We start from the raw sequence: 15,079 nt of genomic DNA on the forward strand, positions 1-15,079 counted from the left end.
CTCTTGGACACCGATTTCATCGCACTGGACGGCGTCGAGAAGGTCTTCGACGTACGCCGCAAGACCGGCCGCTTCCGGCGCGAGAGGCACCAGGTCCGGGCGGTCGACGGGATCAGCTTCCGCGTCCCGCGCGGCGAGATGGTCGGCTACATCGGGCCCAACGGGGCGGGCAAGTCGACCACCATCAAGATGCTGACCGGCATCCTCACCCCCAGCGGCGGCCGGCTCCGGGTCGTGGGCATCGACCCCTCCCGGGACCGCACCCGGCTGGCTCGCCGCATCGGCGTGGTGTTCGGGCAGCGTACGACGCTGTGGTGGGACCTGCCGCTGCGGGACTCGTACCGCCTGGTCCACCGCATGTACCGGATCCCGGACGCCCGCTTCCGCGAGAACCTGGAGCGGTGCGTCGAACTGCTCGACCTGGCCGAACTGCTGGAGGTGCCGGTCCGTCAGCTCTCGCTGGGGCAGCGGATGCGCGGCGACATCGCGGCGGCGCTGCTGCACGACCCCGAGGTCCTCTACCTGGACGAGCCGACGATCGGCCTGGACGTCATCTCCAAGGCCAAGGTGCGGGACTTCCTCCGGGACCTGAACGCCGAGCGCGGGACGACGGTGCTCCTCACCACCCACGACCTGACCGACATCGAGCAGCTCTGCAAGCGCGTGATGGTCATCGACCACGGGCGACTGATGTACGACGGGCCCCTGGGCGGTCTGCACGAGGTGGGCGAGAGCGAGCGGACGCTCGTGGTGGACCTGGAGCGGGAACTGCCGCCGATCGCCGCGGACGGAGCCCGGGTGGTGAAGGTGGACGGGCCCCGGCAGTGGCTGGCCTTCCCGGCGGCCCGGTCGGCGGCGCCGCTCGTGGCGCGGATCGCGGCCGAGTACCCGCTGGTAGACCTGTCGGTGCGGGAACCGGACATCGAGACGGTGATCGCCAAGATGTACGCGGAACGATCCACGGGCCACTGACAGCCCCCCGCACTACTCTGTTCGTATGACGAACGAACTGCCGGAGATGCGGGCCTCGGACGCCGAGCGTGAGCGCGTGGCGGAGCGGCTGCGGGACGCGGTCGCGGAGGGCCGCCTCGACATGGCCGAGTTCGAGGAGCGTCTCGACCGCGCGTACAAGGCGCGTACCCACGGCGAGTTGACCCCCCTGCTGCGCGACCTCCCGGCGACCACGGCCCCGGCGTCCGTGGAGACCGGTGACCCGGCCTGGCCCGCCCGGATCGGCAGGCCGGCCACGTCCAAGGGCGCCTTCGCCTTCTGGAGCGGCTTCGGGCGGCGCGGCAAGTGGAGCGTCGCCCGCAACTTCACGGCCGCCGTGCTCCAGGGCGGCGGTGACATCGACCTGCGGGAGGCGGACTTCGAGGACCGCGAGGTCGTCATCCGCTGCTTCGCCGTCATGGGCGGCATCCAGGTGGTCGTCCCGCCCGAGCTGCACGTCGAGGTCACCGGCTTCGGCTTCATGGGCGGCTTCGACGACCGCGGCGCGGGCGAGGGCACGCCCGGCTCGCCCCGCGTGCGGATCACCGGGTTCGCGCTGATGGGCGGCGTGGACGTGAAGCGCAAGGAGCGGAAGGCGGCCCGCAAGCAGCTGCGGAAGTGACCGGCGGGGGGAGCGGGGACGGCGGGGCCGGGCGGGGGGCGGCGGGCTTGCGGGTTCCCGGCATTCCGGGTGCACCGGGGTTTCGCGCGGGGTGGCGCTTTTGCGCGGGGACGGCGGGGCCGGGCGGGGGCCGGCGGGCTTGCGGGTTCCCGGCATTCCGGGTGCATCGGGGTTTTCGCGCGGGGTGGCGCTTTTGCGCGGGGACGGCGCCGGGAACTCGCCATGCGGCTGAGGAGTACCTGAGATAGGGACTTAGGTACGCATGCGCGTGGACGGGTGGAGCCGGATGAACCAAACGAAGACGTCACTGGTCGCCTTCTCGTACACGGCCGCGGACGAGGAGAAGCGGCGGGGCGTACGCCGGATGAAACTCACGGCGACCGCCCTGCTGCTCCTGGTGGCCGTCATCTACGTGCTCGCCACCTGGGCCCGCAATGCCGGCGCGACCGGCTGGCCCGGCTACGTCGCCGCGGCCGCCGAGGCGGGCATGGTCGGCGCGCTGGCGGACTGGTTCGCGGTGACGGCGCTGTTCCGCCGGCCGATGGGGCTGCCCATTCCGCACACGGCGATCATCCCGACCAAGAAGGACCAGCTGGGCGTTTCGCTCGGTGCGTTCGTCGGCGAGAACTTCCTCTCCGAGGGCGTCCTGCGCGCCCGGCTCCACGCCCTCGGCATCGGCGGCCGCCTCGGCACCTGGCTGGCCGAACCCGCGCACGCCGACCGGGTGACGGCCGAGCTGGCCACGGCGCTGCGCGGCGCGCTCACCGTGCTGCGGGACGCCGACGTCCAGGCGGTGGTGGGCGAGGCGATCACGCGGCGCGCCGAGGCGGTGGAGATCGCGCCCGGGGTCGGCAAGACCCTGGAGAGGGTCGTCGCCGACGGGGCGCACCACGGGGCGGTCGACCTCATCTGCAACCGCGCCCACGACTGGCTGATCCTGCACTCCGACTCGATCATGGACGCGGTGCAGGGCGGGGCTCCCGGCTGGACGCCCCGCTTCGTGGACCGGAAGGTCGGTGAGCGCGTCTACAAGGAGCTGCTCCGGTTCGTCACCGAGATGCGTGACATGCCCGCCCACCCGGCGCGCGGCGCGCTGGACCGGTTCCTCACCGACTTCGCGGCCGACCTCCAGGGCGACACGGACACCCGGGCGCGGGTGGAGCGCCTGAAGTCCGACCTGGTGGCCCGCCCGGAGGTGCAGGACATCATCGCCTCGGCCTGGGCCTCCGTACGCGCCATGATCATCTCTGCGGCGGAGGACGAGCAGAGCGAGCTCCGCCTGCGTGCCCGCGCCTCCCTCATCTCGCTCGGCACCCGGCTGGCCACCGACAGCCGCCTCCAGGCCAAGGTGGACGGCTGGGTCGAGGACGCGGCGGTGTACGTCGTCACCACGTACCGCGCCGAGATCACCTCGCTGATCAGCGAGACGGTCGCGAGCTGGGACGCCGACCAGACGTCCAGGAAGATCGAGGCCCACATCGGGCGTGACCTGCAGTTCATCCGCATCAACGGCACGGTGGTCGGCGCCTTGGCGGGCCTGCTGATCTACACGATCTCCCACGCGGTGGGCGGCTGACCGCCGGGTCCCTGCGTGGTCCGGTCTCGGCCGGGGCCGGCGGTAGCGGTTTGGGTCCGGCCCGGCTCTCGCGGCCCGGTCCTGCCCGTGTGTCGGCCTGTCGCGGCCCGGTCTCGGCCTGGGGTCCCGGCTGTCGCGGCCGGGGCCCGCCCGTCGCGGGCCGGTCTCCTGCCTGGGTCCGGGCTCGTCTCGGCCCGGGGCGCCCGGTCCACGCCCGTCCTCGCGGCGTTCCTCCGCCTGGGGCGTGCCGGGCGAGGGACCGGCCCCTGCCCGACCGGTCACCCGCCCAGCCACTGTGGGGAGGTGCTGTCTTATACGTACGCCATCGCGCGTGTGTTCAATCCCGTCTCAGTCGTGGAACAGCGACCGGACACGGGTGATCCGCAGGACCTTGTCGACATGCTTGGACGTCTCCCGCAGGGTCACCCGCCGGTCCACCCGGGAGGCCTGCTTGTGCGCCGCGATCAGGGCGCCGACGCCGGAAGCGCTGAAGAAGGTCACGCCCGCCATGTCCAGGCGCACGTCGGTGGGATGGTCGGTCAGCAGCCTCAGCAGGCAGTCGCGCAGATGTCCGGACGTGCCGAAGTCGACGTCTCCGGTGACGGCGAGCGTGACGGGACCGCCGGCGGGCGTGTGGATGGCGAGGCTGATGCTGGTGTGGGACACGCGTTCCACGATCCGGCGTCGCGGACCGCACGACATCCTGCCGCAGCAGTCATTCCCGTACATTCCGGATACATCTCGGGGAGTACGAACACGGCCGCCGGGCGCCGGGCCGGGCGGCCCGGGCGGGGGCACCGGCCTGGGGCTTCGGGGCATGAAGGAGCGCGTGGAGGCGGCGGGCGGCACACTGGAAGCCGGGCCGCTGCCGGCGGGATCGCCGGGCTTCCGTGTGACGGCATCGGTGCCGACGGAGGCGTCATGACGATTCGCGTACTCCTGGCGGACGACCAGCTGCTCGTCCGCGCGGGCTTCCGGGCGCTGATCGACTCCGAGCCCGACCTGGAGGTGGTCGGCGAGGCGGCCGACGGACGGCCCGCCGTCGCCCTCACCCGCTCCCTCCAGCCCGACCTGGTCCTGATGGACATCCGGATGCCGGAGCAGGACGGCATCGCCGCGACGGAAGCGATCTGCGCGGACCCCGAGCTCGCCGACGCCAAGGTCGTCGTCCTCACGACCTTCGGCCACGACGACTACGTCCTCGGCGCGCTGCGGGCCGGGGCGAGCGGGTTCCTGATGAAGGACACCGCCCCGGCCGAGTTCCTGGCCGCCCTCCGCACCGCCTCGTCGGGCGACAGCCTGCTGCTCCCGTACACCACCCGCCACCTCATCGAGGCGTCCGTCCGAGCCCCGACCCGCCCGGACATGCCACCGAGCTGGTGCTCTCCCCGCTGACGGCCAAGACCCACGTCAGTCGCATCCTCACCAAACTCGGCGCCCGCGACCGCGCCCAGCTGGTCATCACCGCCTACGAAAGCGGCCTCGTCCAGCCGGGCGACGACCCCTCGCTCACCGGCTCCTACGACTGACCGCCCACGACGCCGCCGCCATGCCCCCGGCCACCGAGAACACCGCCGGCCACGCCCCCACCTTCTTCGCCAGCGGATGCGACCCGGCGAACGCCGCGACGTACGCCGCCGTCAGCCCCGCGGCCGCCATCCCCCCACTGCGCTGCTTCCACTCCCGCGCCGCCACGGCCCCCGCGGCCGCCAACGCCACCCCACCGAGCGGCCGCTTCTTCGTCCACCGTGCCACGGCGTACCCCCCGACGAGCCCACTCGCCGCCACGGCTGTTGCCGGAATCCTGGCCATCTTTCGCTGTCCTGCCTTCCGCACGCGTGTTCCTGCCTTGCCCCGAGGCTAACGCGGGGGACGGGGACGGTTGCGGCGGGTTCGGACGAACACCCCTGCGCTCAGGGCCAGTGCGGTGCCCAGCACCAGGGCGCCATAGGTGCGGTCCGACATGGAGCGCGCCACATCGTCCGGGAGAAGGAGCGTTCCTCCCGTCACCAGGAGTGCCGCGCCCATGGAGCACAGCGTGCCGATCAGCAACCAGCGCAGAAGCCGAGCCTGGGGAGAGGTGAGGAGGCGTTGAGCCATGATCTGAACCACCTGTCACTTGGTCATGTAGTGGCACTGGGAGGCACGCTGCGAACCGTCCGGAGAAGTCCGCGCACGCCTTGCCGTAGTGCTTCAACGTGCGCTTCCTCGTGTCGACACGGCCGGCGGAGTCCCAACCGTCGCGTGCGTGCGGCGCCCCACCACGGCTGACCTGGTACTCCCGGCCGTTGGTGTGCATGTACCGCGTACCGCCGGTCGAGGCGCCACCGGCCTCCACCCGCTCCACCGCATCGTGATGATCCGACGACAATATGTAACCGACCGGCGTGCTGCAGGAGCCTTACTGCCACCATCCCGTAACGGCGTGACCGCCCACGGATAGGCCCGCCTTCCTCCCGGGCACGAACCGCGCATGCCGACCCCCATCCCGCCGCAGCTCTTCGCCACCGACCCGCTGGTCGTCGCCCAGGACGGAGTCGCCACGGTCCACCAGCTCATGGACCTGGGCTGCGCCTCCTCCGTGATCGCCGCCCATTGCCGCCCACCCGGCCCATGGCGCCGCCTCCTGCCCCGGGTGATCGCCCTCCAGACCACCGCCCCCACCCCACGACAGCGCCTGCGCGGCGCTCTCCTGTACGCGGGTCCCGGCGCCCTCCTCACCGGCCCGGCCGCCCTCGCCCTGTACGGCGTGACCTCCGTACCCGCCCCCGAGGTCGACGTCCTGGTCACCCACCGCGCCGCCCCACGAGGCCACTCCTACGTCCGCGTACGCCTCACCATCCGCCCCGCCCCCCGCGTCCCGGTCGCCGGACTCGCCTGCGCACCTCTGCCCCGGGCGGTCATGGACACCATCCCGTCCCTCGCCACCGAGGCCGCGGTCACCACACTGCTGACGGAGGTCACCGAACGAGGGCTCTGCCACCGCGACGACCTCATGGCCGAGGCCAGGTCGGCTCAACTGCCGGGCATTCAGGAGGCGATGGTGATGATGCGACATGCGGAGGAACACTGATCCCTGGGCACAGGGCGGTGGCCAGCGCAAGCGGCCGGTGCAGCGGGGCGGTCCGTGGTCGCGGCGGCGCCGGCCCTCACCACCGGGCCCCGGAGTGAACGGCACTGACTCCTTGCGGGCGGAGTTCTCGTACTCAGAACGAGCGGCGGGCTGCGGCCAGCACCACCCCGGCGTCCTCATACTGACGCTGCTCGTGCAAGGCGGCCGTGATGGTAAGAACGGCTCGGACTTCCCGCTCGGCGGCCGTCCTCAGAAGGGTCTCCACTGCCTGCTCCAGGCCTGCCGCCCGACAAGAGGCGATGACGCCCGGGAACTCGTGCGCCGGCACAGTGCTCGCCGTATTCCTCAACATCATGTACGCGTCCCAATCGCGTCCCGCGGCGAAGTGCCGACGAATTTCCTCGGCCTCCACAGCCCACGGCATGGTGCTGGAATCCCTTGCGGGGTGCCGGTCCCCCACCCGAGGGGGGACCGGCACCGCAGCGCGTGCCGCCGCAACGAGAACTTTGCGCCGTCCCCCGTACAGACGGACGCGTCGCTGGAGGCGGCGGCGCGGGCTCGTGAGCCTGGAAGCCGGCTGCTCCTCTGCTTCCGCGGACGGTTCGGCGCTTGCGATGCCCGCGCCGACACGGACCGCGCACCGCTCACGGAGCGCCAGCTCGAACATGCTGTGTACATCGGCCCGCGAATAGGGCAACGAGCGCTGTGCTGCCTGAGCCTGCCGCTCCACGGTGGTGTATACGCGGTCCAGAGCCTCCCTGTCCTTGGGAAGCCGGTGGCCGCACAGGTAGCTGGAGAGTGTCGTCGCGGGCACGCGGGACTTAGCCGCTATCCGGTTCTGGGCCAGGCTGACGCTCTCCACAGTCTTGCTCAGTGCAGACGCGAATTCGGCGTGCGCGGGGAGCAACTCAGGTCGAGCGGCTCGTCGCCGTGTCGTTTTCCCGGTCACTGGCATGGACCCCCGTACTGACTCACTGACAGAGGGTCAATTCTCGCGCCGGGCACTGGCAAGGGGTAGGGGCAAGGAGCGGTGTGATCTACGCGGTGCCGCGTACTACGCGGTGCCACAAATGCCCTGTCGGGACTGGATTTCGGGGTCTGCGACAGGCAATCGTTGAAGGACGCCGCCCGGCCAGCCATCTGGCTCCGAGGCGACGCCTTTCCGGAATCTGACGTTAGGGGAACGCGATGGATCTGCCCGCGTGGACGGATGGCAAGCTCGGCACGATGAAGCGTGCCGCCCTGTGGCTCGTCACCGTGGTGGGGGAGGGGAACGTCTTCACCAAGGAAGACGTCAAGGCGGCCTTCCCGGGTGTCAGCCAGGCCGACCGTCGTGTGCGTGACCTGCGGGACCACGGCTGGCAGATCGACACCAACCGCGAGGACGCGTCCCTCGGGCAGCACGAGCAGCGCTTCGTCCGGCGGGGCGAGCCCGTCTGGGAACCGGGCAAGGGGTCCCGGCCCAGTACGTCGATCACGCAGACGCAGAGGCGTGACGTACTCGCCAAGGACGGTCACTTCTGCCGCTCGTGCGGTATCACGCCGGGCGAAACCTACGCCGGCACCTACGAGTCGGCGCAGCTGGACATCGCCCGGCGTGTGGTGCAGCACCCGGACGGCAGTGAGCGGACTGAACTGGTGGCGGAGTGCAACCGCTGCAGGGTGGGCGGCCGTGGCAAGCCCGCGGACTTGGCCGCCGTCCTGTCGGCAATCGCCGGCCTTGGCAGCCTCGAGCGCAAGGTGCTCGCCGAGTGGGTCGCCGACGACCGGCGCGAATTCAGCACCGTGGAGCGGCTCTGGGCGGACTACCGGACGCTCCCGGAGGAGTCGCGCGCGCAGGTGCGTAAGGTTCTCGCACCGCCGGCCGGCTGATCACCTCAGTCCTCGTGCTTGTACGGAGGCCGACCCGTCGTCGGCCTCCGTGGCGAACACCCACCACCACGTCGTATGTAGGAGCAAGCCTGTGACCAAGGACTTCGGCCGGCCTCCGCTGGCTGCGGAGAATCGCACGCTCGTTGAGCAGCGGCTCAAGGAGGCCACGAGCGGCAAGGGAGTCGCCGAAACCCTGACTATCGAGTGGCGTACACAACCCCTGAGTGTTGAGGTCATCGATATGCCGGTGGACTCGCTCTACTACAATCCGGGCACCCACCGGATCAGGGCGCAGCGCAGCCACGACCCTCAGCGGGACCTGCTGCTGGACGAGGACGCGTGGCGTCCCGACAGCCAGGACTACCTGCACTACCTGCTGCAGGCGCAGCCGGCGGACCCGTCGAAGCGCGACCCTGACTTCGATGCCCTGAAGGACAGCCTGCGCGAGTTCAAGCAGAACGAGCCGGGTCTCATCACCCGTGACGGCATCCTCGTTAATGGCAACACCCGGCGGGCTGCGCTCAAGGAGCTTGGCGTCACCAACATGCGGGTCGGTGTCCTGCCTGAATCCTGCACGTGGGATGACATCAACGCCGTCGAGCTCTCCTTGCAGCTCCGGCCCGACCGCCGGCGTGACTACTCGTACATCAACCGGCTCCTCGCCATTGAGGAGCAGCACCTTCTGGGCAAGCAGCTTGCTGACATCGCACGGGACTTCCATATCCGGGTAAGCACCTGTGAGCAGGACCTGTGGATCCTGTCCTGCCTCCGGGACCTCATCGAAAGGTCACGGGATGGTGGGGCGGAACTCCGGCTGCTGGACTTCGAGAAGCAGCAGGAAAAGCTGCGCGAGCTGCACCGCCGGTACGTCAAGGAAGCCGGCGTCAGCCGTGATAGCGCGGAGCTCCTCAAGGAATCGCGGCTAGTGGCTATCGTGCTCAACTTCTCGAAGACTGACGTCCGGCTCATCGAGCCCGACTTCAGGGCCCGGTACCTGGAACAGCGTCTTCCGCAGGAACTGAAGACAACGCCTGGCGCCACGTCAGCTGTGGTGATCCCGGGCCTCAACCGCTCCGTCGCATCGGCTGCGCCGCAGGTGGCGGAGGCGAAGGCGCTTACCGACTTGGTTCTGCGGGCCAAGGCGGTTGAATCGGCGGAGAGCGAGAACCTTTCCGAGCGCGGCACTACCGCCTCGAAAATCTTTTCCGCAGCTCACGAAGCGATGGAGTCCGCTCTGGAACCGGCAGGCAAGGACGCGCGCATCCGTAAGCGTAAGCAGGCTGCGCCGGACCGGCTGGCCGATGCTTGCCAGGACATTGAGCAGTGCGTTACTGACCTCGTCCTCGCCAGGGCGTCCCGCAGCCTCGACGAGGAGGCCTTCGACGAGGCGGTCATAAAACTCCGGACCACACTGGGCAAGCTCGCGCATGAGTCGGCTCGCAGCATCAACGCTCCGGGCGACGGTGTGTCGTGGCTTCTGGAAGCAGTCCGCCAGGGGGACGCGTGACCGTCACGGGAGAACCGTCTTTGCGTATCTCGTTCGATGTCACGCGTACGAGAGCCGTGATCCGGGCCGCACCTGGACTGGAGGGGGACTTCGCCAAGCTTGCCGGGTACTACCCGGCAGCGGGGCAGCGGACGCTCCTGTCCCTGGAGGTCGACCTTGATGACTTCCTGACCGGGCTGGAAGCACTGGGCAGCTGGCCGCACGCGGAGACGGTCAGCTGGGAGGAGGAACTCGCCGCACTCGTGGGCGGAGTCCTGGATGACGCCGAGGCGGCTCAGAGCCGCCTCCTCGATCCGGACGTGCCGGCTCCTGTCGATCCGGACGGCGTCCCTGGACTTCTTGGAGAGGCGTGGAGGGCCGACCTCACCGATTTCCAGCGGCGGGACATCGCCCATCTGCTGTCTATGCGGCACGGAGCCAATTTCTCCGTTCCGGGTGCCGGCAAGACGCGGGTAGGGCTTGCCCTGTTCGCCGCGATGCGGGCTCGGGGTGAGGTGCGCCGCGCACTCGTCGTAAGCCCCAAGTCGGCATACGAGTCATGGCTCTATGAGAACCAGGTCTGCTTCAGTGAGCCCCTCGCTGCCACCGTCATGGAAAAGACTCCGCATCCCGCCGCCGAACTCCTGATCATCAACTACGAGCGGTTGGACCGATCACTGGGAGCGCTGGCCGCCTGGCTCCGGGCCGCGCCGTCCATGCTCATCCTGGACGAGGCGCACCGGATGAAGCTCGGAGCACAGGGCATCTACGGCAGCGCGTGCATGGCCCTCGGTCCGCTCTCCCGTCGCCGTCTCATCCTCACCGGAACACCGGCCCCGAACGGCGCGCGGGATCTGGAAAACCTGCTCTCCTTCGTCTGGCCGGGGCACGGGCGTCGTGTCGTGACTCAGGCCGTGGCTGGGGGAGACCTCGCTCACGCCAGCAGTGTCCTGCGCCCCTTGTTCACCCGGACAACGAAGCGGGAGCTCGGGCTGCCGCCCTTCGAAACGCGGATCCGCCGTGTGGAGATGGATCCGCTGCACCGTGAGGTGTATGACGCGCTCGTCGGCCGCTACACCGCCCGGGCGGAGGCGTCGCGATCGGACTTCGATGCCCTTGGGAAGGCGATGCTGCGGCTGCTTATGGCTGCGACCAGCCCTGCCCTGCTAGTGGAAGGCGAGAGCCGGTACGCGCCGCTGGTGTACCGGGTCCCGCCGCTTGAGGTCCCCCAGACAGACTCGCTGTACTCACTGCTGCGGGACTTGCCGGACTACGAGCTCTCGCCCAAGTACAAGGAAGCGCTCAGCATTGTCGCCGAGAACGCGGCTGCGGGACGCAAGACGCTCGTGTGGACGACGTTCGTACGCAGTCTCACCACCATGGAAAGACTGTTCAGCGCTTACCAGCCGGCCGTCGTCCATGGTGGATCCCCTGACCGGGAAGAGCAGATAAGAAGGTTTCGGGAGGACCCGGACTGCCACGTACTCCTGTCCAATCCCGCTACCCTTGGTGAAGGGATCAGTCTGCATCACGTGTGTCACGACGCTGTCTATGTTGACCGTGACTTCATGGCGGGACGCTTCCTCCAGAGCCTCGACCGCATTCACCGCCTGGGACTTGCTCCGGATACGGAGACGCGGGTCACCGTCCTCGCAGCAGAAGGAACCATTGACGAGGTTGTGGCCCTGCGCTTGGAGGAGAAGCTCGAATTCATGGGACGGATTCTGGACGACCCGTCCGTACAGCAGCTCGCTGATCTGGAGGAGGAGCCGTCCTTGGCGGCGGGGATGGACATGGCCGACGTGCGGGCGCTGCTGAACCACCTGGATGCACGTGTCGCCGGGTGAGGGGACACGCAGGGCGGCGCTCCGGTGGCTGGAGCACCTGCAGGTGTCGGAGGTCAGCCGGGTTCGGGCTCTGTTCACTCATCACCCGGACTACGCTGACCTGACACCCGTCCAGTACGCCGAAGGCCTGGTCTGGCTTCGCCGGTCCGGTCTGCTTACCAGTGCGGATCAGCCTGTCGTGTGCGTCAGGGACCGCGAGCTTCTGGACGGGGATGGAAAGACGCGGGTAGCCCAGGTTCTCTGGGATCCGGCCGCACAGGCCGTGAACCGGGAGACCGGCACCGCGGGTGAGTTCGCAGTGCTCCAGTTGCTGCGGGACTGCGGGGCGGTGGACGTACGCCACGTAGCAGCGCTTTCGGACGCCTACGGTTACGACATAGAAGCGGTGCCGGCCTGCGGCGGAGACACAGCTCACATAGAGGTCAAGACGACTACCGACCCGACTCGTCTCGTTATCCACCTCAGTCGGCATGAGTACGAGGTGATGTGCGACGACCCCCAATGGCTCATGGCAGCGGTGCTGCTGGGAACGGACGGCAGCGCCCTGAACCTCGCCACGGTCAGCCGTGAATGGCTGCGGCGTGCGGCCCCTCAGGACAGGGACGGCAATGTCAGCTGGGAGTCTGCCCGGTTTCTGGTGCCGGCTCACACACTGGCACGGGGCATCGAGGGACGCCAGGACTGCTGGCTGGTACCCGCACACGCGGCCCCCCACCTCCCCGTCTGGGGATGGTCGGCTGCGGAGGTGACGCGGCTGGCGTGACGGAGCGCCGTCGCGGCGGTCGCGTCGATGACCAGTCCCGGATGATCAGAGTGAGGGGTACCAGCGCATCCAGCGAGGCGTGCACCGGGCACCCGTTCAAGGGATCCGTGCAGGTGAGCGCCTCCGTCCTCGCCGCCGCCGAACCGGAGCGGTGTCCACCCGGATGATCACGGCAGGCGAGGTGTGAGGAAGTGGCAGAGCGCCGGGCACCATGGGGAACCGGTTGCGGGGAGTGATGCGCTGCTTGCCGTGTGCCTGTTGTCGGTGCGAGATGCGACACTTGCGTGTCTGATAACCCCGCCCCTGGAGGAGCCCATGGCAACCGCCGACCGCCGCCTGACCTCGATTGAGATCTGTGCGGGAGCCGGTGGGCAAGCGGTAGGGCTCCACCAGGCCGGATTCCGCCACCTCGCGCTGGTGGAGATCGACAAGCATGCTGCTGCGACGCTGAGGCACAACATCCAGAACCGGCCGGAGTGGGCCTGGGAGAAGGAGCACTGCCTCATCCGAGAGGCAGACGTGAAGGACTTCCGGCCGCTCGATGAGGTGTCGGCTCCTGACGCCCACACGAAGGCGATGCCAGCCGCCTCGGACCCGGTGGAACGGATCAAGCCGGGGCAGCTCGATCTCCTTGCTGGCGGAGTGCCGTGTCCGCCGTTCTCCGCGGCCGGAAAGCAGCTCGGCCGGGAAGACGATCGTGATCTGTTCCCGACGATGCTTGATCTTGTGGAGCAGCTCCAGCCGCGTGCGGTCATGATCGAGAACGTGCGCGGGCTGGTCGAACCCGAGCGAAAGTTCCGCTACTACCGCAACCACATCAAGAACCGCCTCCGGAAGGCTGGCTACGTGATCTGCGGCTGGCGGGTCCTGGAAGCCCGGGACTTCGGCGTCCCTCAGCTCCGGCCGCGAGCCATCCTGGTTGCTATCCGTGAGGACGAGTACCGCGGCTTCGACTGGCCGGAGCCGCAGGGAAAAATCGTGACAGTGGCGGAGAAGCTGAGGCCCTCCATGGAGCGCAGGCTGGGGAAGGACTCCGACCGTTTCACCAGGTGGCTCGAAAGGGCAGAGCTTGGAACCGTCGCTCCCACCCTCGTGGGCGGATCGAAGAAGCACGGTGGCGCGGATCTCGGCCCCACGCGCGCAAAGAAGGCCTGGGCGGCACTCGGGGTCGACGCCATGGGCGTGGCCAACGACGAGGACAAGATGACCGATCCCGACCGTGATCTTGGCAACCCGAAGGCCGGGCGGGGGCCCAAGCTCACCGTTGAGCAGGCAGCACTCATTCAGGGGTTCCCGGAGGAGTGGGAATTCGCCGGGGGTGGCAAAACAGCCCGTTACCGGCAGGTTGGCAACGCCTTCCCGCCGCCTGTGGCAGCGGCAGTGGGCGAATGCATCAAGGAAGCCCTGTCCCGTACCGGACCGCTGCACGAGGACCCCAGCCCGGAATTCGAGCCCGAGGACGACCCGTCACTCGTTGCCCCCGAGCTTCCCCTCCAGCAGGCGCTTCCGACGATCGAGGACGACGCGGAGAACAGTGCTCGCGCACTCCTCAGCTGACTCGTGCTCCCAGAAACGCAGAACCGTCCAGCCTGCTTCGGCTAGACGGCGGTCGGTGTCGCGGTCGCGGGCCATGTTGCCCGCGACCTTGCCCGACCAGTAGCCGGGGTTCGTCTTCGGCGGGACGTAGTGCTCCGGGCAGCCGTGCCAGTAGCAACCGTCGATGAAGACGGCGACCTTGGTGGGACGGAAAACGATGTCCGCTGTCCTGCGCAAGTTGGGCAGCGGCTTCGCCGCCACCCTGTAGCGAAGCCCCTGGGCGTGCAGGAGACGGCGGAGCACTCGCTCGGGTGTGGTGTCCCGGCTCCGGATCGCCTGCATGTTCCGGCGCCTGCCGGCAGACGACGCCCAGGACCCTTCTGGGGGAACCCAGGGCTCGGGGTCATTCACCTGCGTACTCCCGCGCTGTTCGTGCGTGCTTGGTGACGGCCTCAGACGTCCCGCTGGCGCTGAGCCCTCCTGCGTGCTCTCTCCAGTCTGGCTATAGCGGCCTGAGGCCCTTCTTCCGGCCAGGGCTCCCAGTGTTGCAGGGTGTAGAAAGACCGGACCCTGCGCCCCTCCTTCCGCCTGAAAGGCGGTGGGATCTTCCAGCCTAGTGATCGCAGCTCACGCAGGCGCCTCGTCGGATCGCCAAGGTTCTCCTCCCTGGCGACCAGCACTATCAGCTCTATGGGGACCGGTTGTCCCGCCATGGCTTTGAGCAGCTCGCCGATGCGGAGGTGGACCTCGGGCAAACTCATGGACGCCCGCAAGGCCCCGGCGTGCTCGTCATGATCTGCGAACAGAGCCTGCTTGGCGTGGTTGTCCTCGACACACAGGGGCTGGAGGTTGTCCGTGTCATTCGAACCACCGAGGTCTAGTGGCACCTTGTGATCAATGACAAGTTTGATTCCGTCCTCCGCGGGTGACCGGCCACAAGCCGCACAGCGGTAGCCGTACGCGTGAAGGGTGAGGGCCCGGTCCGCAGCCTTGATGGTCTTCCGGGCGGTCCGCTCATCCGCGTCCGGCCTCCAGCCGAGGAGCGGGTAGGCGAACCTGTTTCTCCTCCCCGGCACTGGGGTCGCGGGTACGTCAAAGTACGTCCGCAGGGAACGCAGCCTCCTGTCGGTCTGCAAGTTCACCGTGCCCGTCAGGAGAGCGACGCGCTTCCTGATCTCGCCCATCTCAAGTGGGGCGTCACGGGCTTGGTACAGCACCTGGTACACGGCTCGTGTCTCCACGTCCGGGACCAGGTCTGCCAGCTCCTTGCTCCCGGGCGGCGGCAATGGGCGTCGATCGTGCTGCTCTGACATG

15 protein-coding genes and 1 pseudogene are annotated in these 15,079 nt (G+C 68.9%); 10 read left to right on the forward strand and 6 right to left on the reverse strand.

Annotated features, from left to right (window positions below; all coding sequences use genetic code 11):
* Positions 1-3 precede the first annotated feature (3 nt).
* The 3 genes from ACZ6C1_RS11345 to ACZ6C1_RS11355 all read left to right on the forward strand — a co-directional run bounded on the left by ACZ6C1_RS11345 (position 4) and on the right by ACZ6C1_RS11355 (position 3,188).
* A complete protein-coding gene (locus ACZ6C1_RS11345; protein ID WP_469240030.1) occupies positions 4-972 on the forward strand; it encodes an ABC transporter ATP-binding protein in 969 nt (322 codons plus the stop codon).
* A 25-nt stretch (positions 973-997) separates the two neighbouring features.
* Positions 998-1,612, forward strand: a complete 615-nt coding sequence (locus ACZ6C1_RS11350) for a DUF1707 SHOCT-like domain-containing protein (RefSeq protein ID WP_469240031.1) — start codon at positions 998-1,000, stop codon at positions 1,610-1,612.
* 286 nt (positions 1,613-1,898) lie between these two features.
* Positions 1,899-3,188 carry a DUF445 domain-containing protein gene (locus ACZ6C1_RS11355; RefSeq protein ID WP_469240032.1) on the forward strand — a complete coding sequence of 430 codons (1,290 nt, stop codon included), beginning with the start codon at positions 1,899-1,901 and terminating at the stop codon, positions 3,186-3,188.
* A 348-nt stretch (positions 3,189-3,536) separates the two neighbouring features.
* On the opposite strand, the gene ACZ6C1_RS11360 is transcribed toward ACZ6C1_RS11355, so the two are convergent.
* Positions 3,537-3,854, reverse strand: coding sequence for an STAS domain-containing protein (locus ACZ6C1_RS11360; RefSeq protein WP_469240033.1), 318 nt, complete (start codon positions 3,852-3,854; stop codon positions 3,537-3,539).
* A 255-nt stretch (positions 3,855-4,109) separates the two neighbouring features.
* On the opposite strand from ACZ6C1_RS11360, the pseudogene ACZ6C1_RS11365 reads away from it, so the two are divergent.
* A pseudogene (locus ACZ6C1_RS11365) lies at positions 4,110-4,717 on the forward strand (response regulator).
* On the opposite strand, the gene ACZ6C1_RS11370 reads toward ACZ6C1_RS11365, so the two are convergent.
* Both ACZ6C1_RS11370 and ACZ6C1_RS11375 read right to left on the reverse strand, forming a co-directional pair.
* The gene (locus ACZ6C1_RS11370) at positions 4,698-5,000 is read right to left on the reverse strand and encodes a hypothetical protein (RefSeq protein WP_469240034.1); all 303 of its coding nucleotides are present in this window, start codon (positions 4,998-5,000) and stop codon (positions 4,698-4,700) included. The pseudogene ACZ6C1_RS11365 and the gene ACZ6C1_RS11370 overlap by 20 nt on opposite strands.
* A gap of 48 nt (positions 5,001-5,048) precedes the next feature.
* Positions 5,049-5,288, reverse strand: a complete 240-nt coding sequence (locus tag ACZ6C1_RS11375) for a hypothetical protein (RefSeq protein WP_469240035.1) — start codon at positions 5,286-5,288, stop codon at positions 5,049-5,051.
* A gap of 373 nt (positions 5,289-5,661) precedes the next feature.
* Between ACZ6C1_RS11375 and ACZ6C1_RS11380 the strand changes: the two genes are divergently transcribed.
* Complete coding sequence (locus ACZ6C1_RS11380) at positions 5,662-6,261, forward strand: hypothetical protein (protein ID WP_469240036.1); 600 nt, start codon at positions 5,662-5,664, stop codon at positions 6,259-6,261.
* Between the two features lie 133 nt (positions 6,262-6,394).
* On the opposite strand, the gene ACZ6C1_RS11385 is transcribed toward ACZ6C1_RS11380, so the two are convergent.
* Positions 6,395-7,123: a hypothetical protein gene (locus ACZ6C1_RS11385; protein WP_469240037.1), complete on the reverse strand. Its 729-nt coding sequence runs from the start codon at positions 7,121-7,123 to the stop codon at positions 6,395-6,397.
* A 326-nt stretch (positions 7,124-7,449) separates the two neighbouring features.
* Here ACZ6C1_RS11385 and ACZ6C1_RS11390 point away from each other — a divergent pair, with 326 nt between their 5' ends.
* The 5 genes from ACZ6C1_RS11390 (at position 7,450) to ACZ6C1_RS11410 (ending at position 13,786) form a co-directional block, all read left to right on the forward strand.
* Entirely contained in the window at positions 7,450-8,133 is a 684-nt protein-coding gene (locus tag ACZ6C1_RS11390; RefSeq protein WP_469240038.1) for a hypothetical protein, read from the forward strand.
* 91 nt (positions 8,134-8,224) lie between these two features.
* The gene (locus ACZ6C1_RS11395; protein ID WP_469240039.1) at positions 8,225-9,640 is read left to right on the forward strand and encodes a transcriptional regulator; all 1,416 of its coding nucleotides are present in this window, start codon (positions 8,225-8,227) and stop codon (positions 9,638-9,640) included.
* Positions 9,637-11,466, forward strand: a complete 1,830-nt coding sequence (locus ACZ6C1_RS11400; protein ID WP_469240040.1) for a DEAD/DEAH box helicase — start codon at positions 9,637-9,639, stop codon at positions 11,464-11,466. Before ACZ6C1_RS11395 ends, ACZ6C1_RS11400 begins: the two co-directional genes overlap by 4 nt.
* Before the next feature lie 43 nt (positions 11,467-11,509).
* Entirely contained in the window at positions 11,510-12,229 is a 720-nt protein-coding gene (locus ACZ6C1_RS11405) for a protein NO VEIN domain-containing protein (RefSeq protein WP_469240041.1), read from the forward strand.
* 315 nt (positions 12,230-12,544) lie between these two features.
* Positions 12,545-13,786 (forward strand): DNA cytosine methyltransferase, encoded by a 1,242-nt coding sequence (locus tag ACZ6C1_RS11410; RefSeq protein WP_469240042.1) that lies wholly within the window; start codon positions 12,545-12,547, stop codon positions 13,784-13,786.
* On the opposite strand, the gene ACZ6C1_RS11415 is transcribed toward ACZ6C1_RS11410, so the two are convergent.
* Both ACZ6C1_RS11415 and ACZ6C1_RS11420 read right to left on the reverse strand, forming a co-directional pair.
* Positions 13,697-14,176, reverse strand: a complete 480-nt coding sequence (locus tag ACZ6C1_RS11415) for a very short patch repair endonuclease (RefSeq protein WP_469240043.1) — start codon at positions 14,174-14,176, stop codon at positions 13,697-13,699. The two genes, ACZ6C1_RS11410 and ACZ6C1_RS11415, sit on opposite strands and share 90 nt — an antisense overlap.
* Before the next feature lie 41 nt (positions 14,177-14,217).
* Positions 14,218-15,078 (reverse strand): HNH endonuclease, encoded by an 861-nt coding sequence (locus ACZ6C1_RS11420; RefSeq protein WP_469240044.1) that lies wholly within the window; start codon positions 15,076-15,078, stop codon positions 14,218-14,220.
* Between the last annotated feature and the right edge of the window lies 1 nt (position 15,079).

The organism is Streptomyces sp. NPDC041796 (assembly GCF_055590785.1).